Consider the following 13,193-nt stretch of genomic DNA (forward strand, 5'->3'; position numbering starts at 1 on the left):
AGCGTCTACCGCGCCTCCGCCGGCGCGAGCCTGGCGAGGGCCGCCGCCAGGGTGCCGTAGGTGGACAGGTTGCCGAGGTCCACGTCGATCAGGCGCATGGCCAGCTCCGGGCGCACGCCGACCAGGGCGACCCGCGCGCCGAGCAGGGCCGCCGCGCGGCTGACCTGGCCCAGCGCGTGGGCGACCTGGGCGTCCACCGCGGGGACCGCCGTGATGTCGAGCAGCACCACGGTCGCGGCGTGCCGGCTCACCCCCTCGACCACCTTCTCGAGCACCTGCTGCGCGCGCCCCCCGTCGAGCGACCCGATCAGCGGCACGAGGAGCACGCCCGCGAGCAGCGGGATCACCGGGCAGCCCAGCTCGCGCACCGTCGCCGAGAGCGCGCGCTCGCTCTCGTAGGCCTGCTGCAGATCCGCGTGCCGCGCCGAGAGCGAGTCCATCAGCGCGCCGCGCTCGAGGGCCACGCCGAGCAGCGTCGCCCACATCGCGGCCGTGCCCTCGTCGCCCGCCACCTCGAGGAACCTCGAGCCCACGATCGCCAGGACACCCCAGTCGCGCTGGAACGAGCGCACCGGCAGCAGGGTCACGAGCAGCGGATCGTCCGGCGACGACGCCGGCAGCAGATCCGCGGGCGGGAACACCTCCTGCGGGCAGCGCCCGCCCGGCGCCGGCGAAGGGCCGCCCCCGCGGCGGTAGACGCCCGAGATCACGAGGCGCGCGCGCGACTCCGGATCCTCCCAGAGCCCGAGGCAGCTCCAGACGACGGGGGTCACCTCGAGCCACGTGAGCGAGCGCGCCGCGCGGTGGTCGCCGCCGAGCAAGGTGAGGCTCACGTCATGGTTGGTCTCCACGAGCAGCCCGAGCTGCCTCGTGGACTCCCGCTCGGCCTCCAGCCGAGCCCGGGAGATCGCGAGCCGCGCCCGCTCCAGGAACACGTCGACCCGCGCCTCGACCACGTCCGCGCTCTCCTGGCGCACGCGCCGCGCGCCGTCCCGGTCGCGCAGCCGGCCGAGGAGGCGCAGGGTGGCCTGCAAGGTCGCGAGATCGGAGTTCAGGCCCACCGCCTGCCGGTAGGCGCGATCGATCTCGGCGCTCGGCACACGCACGCCGCCCTCGAGCGCAGCGACATACCCCTCGATGACCCGCGTGACCCCCGGCCACACCGCCGCGGGCGGCTCGCCCGGCGGCAGCGGCCGGGGGACGAGGAGCAGCTCGACCATCCGCCGGGCCACGGCGGCGCCGAGCTCCTCCCCCGGCGCGATGTCCTCCCCGCCGACGACGCCCGCGACCGCGTCGCACCCGCACGAGCTCCGCACGCTCAGCGTGTTCGACGTGAGCACGACGTCGGGCGGCACGGCCTCGCCCGCGAGCTGCGCCGCCGCGAGATCACACGCCATCCTCCCCAGCTGCTCGAACGACTGGCGCACGGTGGTCAGCGGCGGCTCGAACGACTGCGCCTCCACGATGTCGTCGAACCCGACCACCGCCACGTCCTCGGGGATCCTGACGCCCGCCGCCTGCAGGGACATCATCGCCCCGAGCGCGTTCTTGTCCGTCGCGAAGACCGCGGCCGTCAGCTCGCCCCGCCGCGCGAGCATGCCCTCCGCGATGGCGTGCCCCCCGGAGTACCAGTTGTTGTCGCACCCGAAGACCAGCCCGGGGTCGAGCGGGATGCCCACCTCCGCGAGCGTCGCCTGGTACGACGCGAAGCGCTCGCGGACGTCGTACTCCCCGAAGTGCCCGCCGAACGCGATGCGCCGGTGCCCGTGCTCGACGAGGTGGAGCACCGCGCTCCGGATGCCGCCGCGGTTGTCCGGGAGCACGGACGGGCAGCCGGCCTCGGGGACATGGACGCTGACCGTGACGAGCGGGACCCCGACGCGCGCGAGCCGCTCGATGCCTTCGGTCCCGAGCACGACGATCCACGCGTCCACCTGGTCCGCGGCGAGCGAGGGCGCCCGCAGCTCGGCAGGCGTGCTGCGCACCACGATCGTGCGATGGCCGCGCCGCCGCGCCGCCGCGTGGATGCCGTTCAGGACCGTGCTGAAATAGAAGCCGTCGAGGAAGGGCGAGAGGACGCCGATGGTGCGCTGCCGCGCCGCCCGACCCGCCGCGGCGTCGCCCGCGGAGGTGAGGCCGAGTCTGCCCGCCGCGAGGCCCGGCAGTCGCCCACGGATCAGCCCATCGCTCCTCAGCCCCTGCCCCGCGGCGCCGGCCGCTTCGCTCCACTGCTCGGGCGATCTCGCGCCGCCGCTCGGGCCTCCGTTCTCCATCGGGCTCACGGTATCTCGCCCCGCCGGCTGCTGCACCACCGTCTCCCGGGCAGCAAGCTCGCGGCGCCGCGCCCTCGCCGCGCCGCCGGTTCACGGCGCTGCGGCCGGCGCCGGGTGATATCCTCCGCGCGATGCCCACCGCGCGAGAGCCGCTGGTGCCCAGCGCGGAGCCTCCGCGCCCGCGCCGCGCCCCCGGGTCGACTCCCCCCCGCGCGCGCCCGCGGGCCCGCGCCGCGCGGCGCGCCCTCGCGGCGCTGCTCGCGGCCTCGATCGCCGCGTCGGGCGCGCGCCCGGCGCGCGCCGACGGCCTCGCCGACGAGGCGGAGCTGCACTTCGAGATCGGCCGCGAGCGCTTCAAGCGCGGCGACTACCGCGGCGCGATCGAGCACTTCCTCGCGTCGAACCGGCTCGTCCCCAACCGCAACGTCGTGTTCAACATCGCGCTCGGGTACGAGGAGCTGAACCGCTTCGCCGACGCGCACAGGTACTACATCGACGCGCGGCTCGGCGAGACGAACCCCCAGATGCTCGCCGACATCGACGCCGCGATCGCGCGCATCGCGCCGCAGGTGGCGGTGCTCCGGATCGAGACGAGCCCGCCCGGGGCCACGATCTACCTCGACCGGATCGATCTCGGCTCGCGCGGCTCGACCCCGCGGCCGCTCGCCGTGCCCGAGGGCCGCTACCGCATCCTCCTCGCGCTCGACGGCCACGAGCTCGCGGTCGTGGAGGGGGTCGACGCCCGGCTCGGGCAGGAGGCGCTCGTCGCCGTGCCCCTCACGCGGATCGTCGGCACCGTGCGCGCCCTCGCGCGGGGCGCGGACGGGGCCGACGTGCGCGTCGACCGGGCGGACGCGCGCGTGGCCTGTCAGGCGCCCTGCTCGCTCGATCTCCCGCCCGGGCGACACACGCTCTACTTCTCGAGAGACGGCTTCCAGACCGCGCGCCAGGAGGTCACGGTCGCGCCGCGCGAGGTCGTCGAGGTGACCGCCGCGCTCAGCCCGCTCACGGGCTCGGTGCTCGTCCGCACGAACGAGCGCGAGGCGCTCATCGAGATCGACGGCCGCTCGGTCGGGTTCACGCCCGCCGTGATCCAGGGCGTCCCGGTGGGGTGGCGCCACGTCCGGCTCAGCCTCCACGGCTTCAACCCGATCGAGCGGGACATCGAGGTGAACGCGGGCCAGCAGGCAAAGCTCATCGATCTCCGCATGATCCCGAGCCGCCAGGTCGAGGCGGCGTCCCGGTATCGAGAGGACATCGACGACGCGCCCGCGTCGGTCAGCGTCGTCGAGCAAAGGGAGCTGCGCGCGTTCGGGTATCCCACGCTCGCGGAGGCCCTCCGGGGCGTGCGCGGCGTGTACCTGTCGAACGATCACGACCTCTTCACGTTCGGGATCCGGGGCCTGGGCGAGCCGGGGGACTACAACAGCCGGGTGCTCCTCCTCTCGGACGGGCACCCGCTCAACGACAACGTGATGAACGGCGCGCTGTTCACCGCGTCCGAGGGGCGCGCCGGGCTCAACGACGTCTACCATATCGAGGTCATCCGCGGCCCCGGCTCGCTGCTCTACGGGACGGGCGCGTTCTCGGGGGTCATCAACATCGTCCCGCTCCCGCGCGACACGAAGACCGGCGTGTACGCCGGGGCGGGCGCGTACGACGACACGACCCTCCACGCGCACGCCGGCTTCCACTATCGGATCGCGCGCGACGCCGGCGTGCGGGCGAGCGTCTCGGGCGCGCGCTCGGAGGGGCGCGACCTCGAGGTCGCGCTCCGCAAGGCGGAGGGCGGCGACGGGACGCGGACCGTCAACGGGGCGAACCGCTTCCACAGCGCGGGGGTCGTGGGGCGCGCCTGGTACGGCCCGCTGACGGCGCAGTGGTTCTGGGGCATGCGGAAGAAGCAGGTGCCGGCCGGCATGGTCAGCACGATCTTCAACGATCCGAGGACGGCCTACGACGACCACCGGATGATGGCCGAGCTCCGCTTCGAGCCGCGCGTGAGCGACGAGGTGCACATCCTGGCGCGCGCCCACGCGAACCACGCGACGTTCCACGGCGAGTTCGCGCCCGCCGCGGTGGAGGATTACACGAGCACGTGGCTCGGCGGGGAGCTGCGGGCGGTCTGGGCGCCGCGGCCGTCCTGGCGGCTGACCATCGGCGGCGAGCTCCAGGCGCACCCGCAGGCGACGATGCTGGGCAGGGAGGAGGACGTGACCTACGTCGACGTCCACAAGCCCCACCGCTCCGGCGCCGGGTACGTCGTCGCCGAGGGCTCGCTGCTCGCGTGGCTCCGGCTCTCCGCCGGCGCGCGCGTCGACGTCAACAGCCTGTACGACCCCATCCAGACGTCGCGGCTCGCGGTGATCACGAAGCCCTGGCCCGGCGGCCTCGTGAAGGTGATGGGCGGGAGCGCGTTCCGCGCGCCCGGCATCTTCGAGCGGTACTACACCACGGTCGGCCAGCGGCCCGCCGTCGATCCCGCGCGCAAGCTCGATCTGGAGCGCGAGTTTGCGCTGACCGGGGAGGTCGAGCTCTCCCAGCGCTTCGACGAGGACTGGGTCGGGCTCGTCGCGGGCCACGTGAGCCGGATCTCGGAGTTCATCACCGCGGTCCCGGACCTCCCCGGCGAGGCCGGCGAGGACACGGTGCGCAACGTCAACGTCGACTCGCCCGCGTTCCTGGCGGGCGCCGAGCTGGAGCTCCGCAGGGAGTGGCGCGAAGGGTGGATGCTGGGCGCGAGCTACGGTTACGAGCGGGCGAAATACGCGGACACCGGCAATACGATGTTCAACATCCCGGAGCACCTCTGCTCGGTGCGCGCGGTCGTCCCCCTCCTCGGCGACGCGGTCACCGCGGCGCTCCGCGTCTCCCTCGAGGCGCCGCGGCAGATCTCCGTCAAGGAAGACGCGCGCACGCGCGGCGGCGTCGTCGCGGATCTCGCGTTCTCGGGCGAGCTGCCGCAGTTCCACGCGCGGTACGTGCTCGGGATGTACAACCTCACGAACACGCGTTACGAGTACCCGGTCAAGGAGACGTTCCATATCCGGGCGAGCCCGCAGAGCGGGCGGACCATCCTGCTGGATCTCAGGGTCAGTTATCCGTAGCTCAGCGCCTCGTCGCGACCACGATCTCGAAGGGCCCGGGCAGGACCTCTACCTCTTCAAAGCCCATCTCCCGCAGCGCGCCTGTGTAAAATTCCACCTCGCGGAGCATCGGCGTTCTAGCTCGTGGCTCGACGCCCGCGCCCGAGCGCCAGCATCACATCCCAGAACATCTTCTCGTAGGCCTGGAAGAGCCTCGTCGTGCGGCGGACCGCCCGCGGGGTCACGCCGCGGTCGAGACCGTCCTGCAAGATCGCGATCGCCGTGTCCTCGAACGAGGGCAGCGCCGCGAACGCGTCCAGGAACGCGGTGTGCTCCGCGCCGAAGCCGTGCCGGGCGCGGAGCGCCTCGCTCATCCTGCCGCAGCTGTAACCCCAGGCGGGGAAGTTGATGAGCAGCGCACACGCGATCTCGGCCGCCGAGGCGTTCGCCGCCGCCCAGGCCATCTGCGTGGCGTACGCGAAGCCCTCCGGGGTGACCTCGTAACGATCCAGGTCGTCCGCCGTCATGCCGAGCTTCTGGCCCATGGCCGCGATCGCCGCGGGCGCGACGAGCTCGCCCTGGAGGACGCCGCTCCAGAAGCCGCGCCACGGCGTGTCCGCGAAGCGCTGGAGCATCATCGCCATCGAGCGCAGGTCGCTGAGCACCACGTGGTGCTGGTGGCCGGGGAAGGCCCTCAGCCCCTCGGCCGTCACCTCGCCCCGCGCGATGGCGTCGGGATAAGGGTGGTTCTTCAGCCCCTCGTCGATGTCACGGAGCTCGTCGCGCAGATCCTTCACCAGCTCGACCGCGGCCTTGGCGTTCATCGGCACCTCCGCCGGATCGGATACCATGATCGCGGCGCGGGGTGCTGGCGACGCGCGCGCCGCCGCGGCGCTCGGGCGATGACGCCCCCGCGACACCCGGGGGATACCCAGGATCACGGAGGGCGTCACTTCGCGCAGTAGCGCTCGACCCACTCGACGAGGCGGCGGTTGTAAAAGACCCGGTGGCTCGGCTTGCCGTGCTCCACGAGGTGGTGGTCGCCGCCCGGGAACCGCACGAATTCGACCGGCGCCTTCCCCGCCCGCACGAGCGCCGCGAAGAGCTCCTCCGACTGCCCGATCGGGCAGCGGTGATCCTCCTCGCCGCACAGGATCAAGGTCGGCGTCTCTGCCTTGGCGGCGTCGCGCACCGGCGAGAGCCAGTGGTACACGTCGCGCTTCTCCGACAGCTCTCCTCGCATGTCGTGCGGGTCGACGTAATAGCCGGTGTCGGACGTGCCGAAATGGGACTCGAGGTTCGCGACCGGCGCGCTCGAGACGGCCGCGCGAAAGCGCTTCGTCTTGCCGATGGCCCAGGCCGCCATGAAGCCGCCGTACGACTTGCCAGCGATGGCGACGCGATCGGTGTCGACGGTGCCCTCCTCGACCAGCTCGTCGATGGCGGCGAGCTGCTCCGGCAGGTCGCGCTCGCCCCAGCGCCCCCGCAGGCGGTCGGCGAACTCCTTGCCATACCCGCCCGAGCCCACCGGGTTCAGCGAGAGCACGGCCCAGCCGCGGGAGACCAGCACGTACCAGTAGGGCCGGTAAGGGAAGCCGAACTCGACATACGCGTGCGGACCGCCGTGCACGTTGACGAGCAGCGGCACCGGCCCCCCCTCGTGCCCCGGCGGCAGCATCAGGATGCCCGCGTTCGTCGCGCCCGAGGCGCCGCGGAACTCCCGCAGCGTCACCTCGGGCCAGGCGCGCCCCTCGGCCCACGCCTCGTTGGCGTTGATCAGCTGCCGCGCCTCCGAGCCGTCCCAGCGGGCGCTCCCGATCATCCCGCAGAGGCGCATCGTGCTCCACGCGAACGCGATCGCGCCCGCCGCGGGCGCCGCGCTGAGCTGCGTGATCTGCCGGTCGTCCGAGACCGCCTCGCGGATCGCGCGCGTCTCGACGGAGACGAGCGCCACCTCGGAGGTGCTCTCGGTCGCGAGCACCACGGCGACCTCGCGGCCGTCGCTGGACCACGCCGGGGGCATGCGCTTGCCGAGCGGGAAGGACGCGACCTCCGTGTCCTCCGAGGTGATCCGGCGCGGCTCGGCGTCGCCGGCGGCGCCCGCGACCCAGACGTGCGGCCGCGACCCGCCGTCCTCGCTCGGGCTGTAGAACGCGATCGTCCGGCCGTCGGGCGACCAGGAAGGCGAGCTGGCCATCGGGCAGCGGCCCGTCACCTGCCGGAGCCCGTCGCCGGACGGGGTCGCCACCCAGATGTCGCTGCGGTGGGCGTCGCGGGGGCCGGTCCGCGTCCGGCTGAACGCGATCAGGCGCCCGTCGGGCGACCAGGCCGGGCTGCTCTCGTTCGCGTCGCCGCCCGTGATCTGCCGCGCCTCGCCGCCGTCGGAGGGCACGAGGAAGAGGTGTGTCGGGCGGTCCAGCACGAACCCCTCCCCGTCGCTCTTGTAGAGGGCCCGCGTGACCACCCGGGGAGCGTCCGGCGGCGCATCGGGCGCGACCGGCGCCGAGAAGGCGATGGCGCTGCCGTCCGGCGACCAGGCGGGCACGCCGGCGCCGGACTTGAGGTCTGTCACCCGCTTCGCCTCGCCGCCGTCGATCCGGAGGACGTAGAGCTGCGCCGGCCCGCCGCCGCGATCCGAGACGAACGCGATCCGGGCGCCGTCCGGGGAGAAGCGGGGGCTCTCGTTCGTGTCGGAGCCGAACGTGATCTGCCGCGGCTCACCGCCGCTCGCGGGGATCAGCCAGAGGTTGGAGACATAGGTGTCCGCCTCCGGGTCGATCTCCTCGAGGACGTACACCACCCAGCGGCCGTCAGGCGAGATCTGGACCTCGGAGACCATCTTGAAGGACAGCAGATCTTCCGGCTCGAACCCGCGCGTGCTCGTCTGTCGCATGGGGTTAACAGGCGCAGACGCGCGCGGGATGTCAAGCGCCCGGGAGCAGCCGCCGCGATGCGCCCGCGCGGCCCCGTCCATGGCCGGCGCTCCGGCGAGCGCGCGGAGGCCGGCTCGCCCCAGGCTCTGCCGTAAACCGGCGAGAACGGCTCCCGGCGAGGGGCCAGTTCTGCTAAGAGCTGCCTGCTGCCCCGGAGCGGATCGCGCTCCGGCGCGGGCAACGGTTTCACTCAGGACTGCCGGCCAACGTGCTGCGTTGCGGCAGCGCGCATCCTCGGTGGACGGGTCCCTTCACCTTCGAGCATCCACATGACTTTTCATCACAAGACTGCACGCTTGACTTCGGGTTGGCTCTCCTGTGTTGCCCTCGTCGGGGCGGTGTCCGTCGCGGCGGGCTGCGATGGCTCGGGCGGCGGAGGGGACGGCGGCGCCGGCGGCGCCGGCGGCTCCGAGAGCACGAGCTCGGGCTCGGGCACCCCCGTCACGGGCAGCGGCAGCGCCACCAGCGGCAGCGCCACCAGCGCCAGCGCCAGCGCCAGCAGCGGCTCGGGGAGCGCCGCCAACACGTCGAGCACCGGCAGCGGCACGCCGACCGGCGCGTGCCCGCCGAGCGCGACGTTCTGCTCCGGGTTCGAGGGAGCGGGGCTCCCCGAGGGCGCGACGTACCGCCCCTCGTACCAGGCGGATCAGGCGGCGAACAACATGGTGATCGACACGGCCATCTTCCACGCCGGCGCGAGCTCGCTGCACGTGAAGCCCGGCGACCCCGGCTACGACTGGAGGATGCTCTCCGTCGAGGCGCCCGGACCGACGTTCTGGGTCCGGCTCTACGTGCGCAGCAGCGTGGACATCGGCCAGACCGATCACAACGCCTTCTTCCAGGCCATGACCGGCAACGGCGATCCCAACGCGGGAGACAACGTGGAGGTCGCCGAGCAGTTCTGCCAGATCCTCCTGAACCTGCACGACGCCCTCGTCCTCCAGGAGGGCGCCACCGCGACGTGCGGCAGCGGCACGAAGCTCCCCAAGGACACCTGGCACTGCATGGAGGCCTACTTCGACGGCACCAAGGGCGACGTCCAGGTCTACGCGAACGGCGACAAGATCATCGACAAGACCAACTGGGAAAAGCTCGATTTCAAGACGTTCAGCTTCGGCTACCTCGGGTTCCACGGCCCCGCGCGCTCGATGTGGTACGACGACGTGGCGGTCGCCCCGGAGCGCATCGGCTGCGCCCCCTGACCGGGCCGAGGCGGCGCGCGCGCTGTAGATGGAATGACGTACTTTTCTTTCCGGGATTTCCCCGACAACACGCCGATCCCCGACGACTGCCATGCTCATGACGGCACGCCGGACTGGGCAGCGCTGCTGGAATGGATCTGCCCCGATCTCACGCCCGACGAGGCGGAGCGGCTCGCGGCCATCGCCGAGGCGAGCGGGAGCCGCCCCGACGTCGCGAGCCTGAAGCGGCTCATCGAGGAGCACGCGAGGCCGTAGCGGGCCGAGCCGTAGCGCCAATGCAGGGTGCGCCCGATACGAGCGCACCAGACGCAGAACTAAAGAACTGGCCGGAAGAACGAACCGAGCGACCTCGACCTGGCCGCGGCGCCCCTCGGCGCCGCGGCCGGCGACCCGACGGCAAGCCGCGGAGCGAACCGTGACGACTTCGTGTCAGACCTCTGACGTGCACTCCTCATCCTTTGAGACGCGCGGCGAACCGCGCCCTCCGTCGGCCGAGCGCTGGCCGAGCGCGTCGCCCGCGGCTAAGGAGGGGGCGATGGCGAAGATCATCGATCCCCGGCGTCACACGTGGTGCGACACCCCGGTGGACGACGTCGGCGTCTTGATCGACGCCGACGAGTACTATCCCGAGTTCTACCGGGTGGCGTGCAAGGCGCGCCGGTACCTGCTCCTCGCCGGGTGGCAGTTCGACAGCGACGTCGCGCTGCTCCGGGGCGGCAGGGAGGCGCAGGTCGAGGGCCCGATCACGCTGCTGAAGTTCCTGAACCACCTGTGCGAGGTCAACCCCGAGCTCCAGATCTACATCCTGGCCTGGGATTTCCACCTCGTGTTCGCGCTCGAGCGCGAGTGGCTGCAGCAGCTCGTCTTCGAGTGGACGAACCATCGCCTCCATTTCCTCTTCGACTCGAGCCACGTCGAGCGCGCCTCGCACCACCAGAAGTTCGTGGTCGTGGACGGCGAGCTCTCGTTCCTCGGCGGGCTGGATCTCTGCGATCACCGCTGGGACGATCGCAGCCACACGAACAAGAACCCGCACCGCATGAGCCGCGGGGAGCCGCACAAGCCGTTCCACGACGTGCAGGCGTACGTGCGCGGCCGCGAGGTCGCCCGGGCGCTGACCGACATCTTCACCGATCGGTGGCGCCGCGCCGGCGGCGCGCCCATGACGCTGCCGGACCTCGAGGGGCTCGAGCCGACGTTCGCCAGCTACCGCCCCGAAGGCGGCATCCCCCTCGCGACGAAGCGCGTCGCGCTGAGCCGCACCGACCCGCACGGCGCGCCGAACGGCGCCCTGCACTGCACGGAGATCCGCGATCTCTTCGTCGACGCCATCGACGCCGCGGACCGCTTCATCTACATCGAGACCCAGTACTTCAGCTCCCATGTGATCGCGGACGCGATCGAGCGGCGGATGCGCGCCGAGGGCCGGCCGGTCCTCGACGTGGTGCTCATGCTGAACATGGAGGCCGAGACGATGAAGGAGCAGATCGCCGTCGGCCTCTCGCAGGCCAAGGTGCTCGGCCAGCTGCGGAAGGCGGCGGCCGAGACGGGCCATTACCTGGGCGTCTACTACACGCTGCCGGCGTGTGGTGAGGACGAGAAGGCCGAGCGCGCCACGTACATCCACTCGAAGATGATGATCGTGGACGACCGTTTCCTCACGGTGGGCTCGGCCAACCTGACGAACCGCAGCCTCTCGATCGACACGGAGATCAACGTCTCGGTCGAGGCCGCGAACCCGGACGACCCGCTGGGTCGCTCGATCCGCAGCGTGCGCGCCTCGCTCATCGGCGAGCACCTCGGCGGGCCCGACTTCGAGCACGCGGGCGACCTGGTCGCGCACCTCGACGCGCAGGCGAGCCCGCCGAGCGGCCCGCGCACGCCGGGGAGCTCGTGCCGGCTCAGGCTCCACCCCTCGCCCACGGACGACGAGCGCGCCTTGCTCGAGGTGATCGATCCCCAGGCGCTGCCGTTCGACCCAGCCGCGGTCGAGGACATCGACAAGCGCCACGGCTCGCTCTTCGTGGGCGGCCTCGGCGCGCTCTGGCGCCACCTGTTCAGCAGCCGCACGGCCGAGAAGTAGCCGCCGGCGCGCGCTCCCCCGCGCGAGCGCTCCGCCCGCACGAACGCCGGCGCGAGCGCGCCGCGCCCCGCCGCGTCCCCGCCGCGCGACAGCCCAGCTTGCCGGCCGTCAGTGGTACATGGTAAGCTGGTGTACTGCGGACAGACGAACCGTCTCGCGGAGGCAAGCGACGAGGAGTATGCAAGAGGCAGAGATCACGATTGGGGGCATTTCGGTCCGCGAGCTCGCGGAGCAGTACGGGACGCCGCTCTATGCCTACGATGCCGAGCGCATCCGGGAGAACTTCCGTCGCCTGAACCGCGCCTTGCGCAGCTGTTACCCGGACGTCGCCGTCTACTATGCCATCAAGGCGTGCAACAACCTGGAGATCGCGAAGCTCCTGGTCGAGCAGGGCTCCGGGGTGGACGCGGCGAGCCCGAACGAGATCCGGCTTGCGCAGGCGCTGGGGCTCTCCGGCGAGCGGATCATCTACACGGGCAACAGCCTCTCGGACGAGGATCTCGCCGCCGGGCTGCGCGCGGGCGTCGTCTTCAACGTCGACGATCACGGGGTCCTGAGGCGCCTGTTCGCGCTCGGGCGCCCGCGCTGCATGTCGTTCCGGATCAACCCGAGCGGCGAGGACATCGAGACGCCGGATCTGAAGCCGTTCGCGGGCCCGTCCGCGAAGTTCGGGATTCACCCGCGGTATGTGGAGGAGGCCTATCGCACGGCGCTCGCGAACGGGGTGGAGCGGCTCGGGGTGCACATGATGCCGCACTCGCAGGCGAACAAGCCACAAGCCTTCGCCCATGTGACGGGCAAGCTGCTCGACCTGATCGGCCCCGTGGCCCGGAAGCTCGGCTTCGACATCGCGTTCCTGGACATCGGCGGCGGGCTCGGGATCCCGTATCGCCGGGAGCAGCCGCCGCTCGACGTCGACGCCGTGGCCCGCGAGATCGCCGCGGTCGTCCACCGGAAGTGCGAGGAGTACGGCCTCAAGCCGCCGCGGCTCGTCATGGAGCCGGGCCGTTATTTCGTCGGCGACTCTGGCTACGTGCTCGGCCGGGTGATCTCGATCAAGCAGGGGTATCGGACGATCATCGGGACGGACATCTCGATGAACACGATGGCGCGTCCGGTGATGTACGGGGCTTACCACGAGGTGAAGATCAACGGGCGCGGCGGCAAGGCCGCCCCGATGGCGATGACCGGGCAGGTCTGTGAGAACACGGATCTCTGGATCAGCGAGCGCGAGTTCCCGGCGGACGTCGCGGAGGGCGATGTGGTCGTCCTGATGGACGCCGGCGCGTACGGGCACGTGATGAGCTACGATTACAACGGTCGGCTGCGTCCGGCCGAGGTGCTGATCGACGGCGGCAAGAGCCGGCTGATCCGGCGGCGCGACACGTTCGAGGACATGGTGTCGAGGATGTGTCTGTCGGAGGATATCCAGAAGAGGCTGCGCGACGCCGCCGGCTAGACCACGCACGGCTCCGCTCCTCCTGCCGGACAACCTCATCCAGGTATCTCTTTCATCCCGCGACGATCACACGCGCGCACCCGACCACCACCACGCCCGCAGCCCGAGGTGACGGCCAGACCACACGTCCGCCCCGGCTTGCTCGTCAGCTCGAACC

General features: G+C 71.9%; 8 protein-coding genes. 5 read left to right on the forward strand and 3 right to left on the reverse strand.

Annotated elements, in window-relative coordinates:
* Positions 1–5 precede the first annotated feature (5 nt).
* Entirely contained in the window at positions 6–2,273 is a 2,268-nt protein-coding gene (locus tag WMF43_RS31580) for a substrate-binding domain-containing protein (RefSeq protein WP_437684133.1), read from the reverse strand.
* A gap of 131 nt (positions 2,274–2,404) precedes the next feature.
* On the opposite strand from WMF43_RS31580, the gene WMF43_RS31585 reads away from it, so the two are divergent.
* The gene (locus tag WMF43_RS31585; protein ID WP_437670415.1) at positions 2,405–5,380 is read left to right on the forward strand and encodes a TonB-dependent receptor domain-containing protein; all 2,976 of its coding nucleotides are present in this window, start codon (positions 2,405–2,407) and stop codon (positions 5,378–5,380) included.
* Positions 5,381–5,496: 116 nt separating this feature from the next.
* On the opposite strand, the gene WMF43_RS31590 is transcribed toward WMF43_RS31585, so the two are convergent.
* Entirely contained in the window at positions 5,497–6,183 is a 687-nt protein-coding gene (locus WMF43_RS31590; protein ID WP_437670417.1) for a hypothetical protein, read from the reverse strand.
* A gap of 125 nt (positions 6,184–6,308) precedes the next feature.
* Positions 6,309–8,252, reverse strand: coding sequence for a S9 family peptidase (locus tag WMF43_RS31595; protein WP_437670419.1), 1,944 nt, complete (start codon positions 8,250–8,252; stop codon positions 6,309–6,311).
* Between the two features lie 336 nt (positions 8,253–8,588).
* Here WMF43_RS31595 and WMF43_RS31600 point away from each other — a divergent pair, with 336 nt between their 5' ends.
* From WMF43_RS31600 to lysA, 4 genes are all read left to right on the forward strand, one after another.
* Positions 8,589–9,494, forward strand: a complete 906-nt coding sequence (locus WMF43_RS31600) for a hypothetical protein (protein WP_437670421.1) — start codon at positions 8,589–8,591, stop codon at positions 9,492–9,494.
* A 33-nt stretch (positions 9,495–9,527) separates the two neighbouring features.
* A complete protein-coding gene (locus WMF43_RS31605; RefSeq protein WP_437670423.1) occupies positions 9,528–9,749 on the forward strand; it encodes a hypothetical protein in 222 nt (73 codons plus the stop codon).
* A 280-nt stretch (positions 9,750–10,029) separates the two neighbouring features.
* A complete protein-coding gene (locus WMF43_RS31610; RefSeq protein ID WP_437670425.1) occupies positions 10,030–11,577 on the forward strand; it encodes a phospholipase D-like domain-containing protein in 1,548 nt (515 codons plus the stop codon).
* Positions 11,578–11,755: 178 nt separating this feature from the next.
* Positions 11,756–13,036, forward strand: coding sequence for a diaminopimelate decarboxylase (gene lysA / locus WMF43_RS31615; protein WP_437670426.1), 1,281 nt, complete (start codon positions 11,756–11,758; stop codon positions 13,034–13,036).
* The last annotated feature ends 157 nt before the right edge of the window (positions 13,037–13,193 follow it).

Origin of the sequence: Sorangium sp. So ce131 (genome assembly GCF_051519095.1) — a bacterium.
Classification (GTDB): domain Bacteria; phylum Myxococcota_A; class Polyangia; order Polyangiales; family Polyangiaceae; genus Sorangium.

Coding starts and splice junctions, on each gene's coding strand:
- WMF43_RS31580 (WP_437684133.1), bottom strand. CDS start 2,273: ATGGAGAACGGAGGCCCGAGCGGCGGCGCGAGATCGCCCGAGCAGTGG.
- WMF43_RS31585 (WP_437670415.1), top strand. CDS start 2,405: ATGCCCACCGCGCGAGAGCCGCTGGTGCCCAGCGCGGAGCCTCCGCGC.
- WMF43_RS31590 (WP_437670417.1), bottom strand. CDS start 6,183: ATGAACGCCAAGGCCGCGGTCGAGCTGGTGAAGGATCTGCGCGACGAG.
- WMF43_RS31595 (WP_437670419.1), bottom strand. CDS start 8,252: ATGCGACAGACGAGCACGCGCGGGTTCGAGCCGGAAGATCTGCTGTCC.
- WMF43_RS31605 (WP_437670423.1), top strand. CDS start 9,528: ATGACGTACTTTTCTTTCCGGGATTTCCCCGACAACACGCCGATCCCC.
- WMF43_RS31610 (WP_437670425.1), top strand. CDS start 10,030: ATGGCGAAGATCATCGATCCCCGGCGTCACACGTGGTGCGACACCCCG.
- lysA (WP_437670426.1), top strand. CDS start 11,756: ATGCAAGAGGCAGAGATCACGATTGGGGGCATTTCGGTCCGCGAGCTC.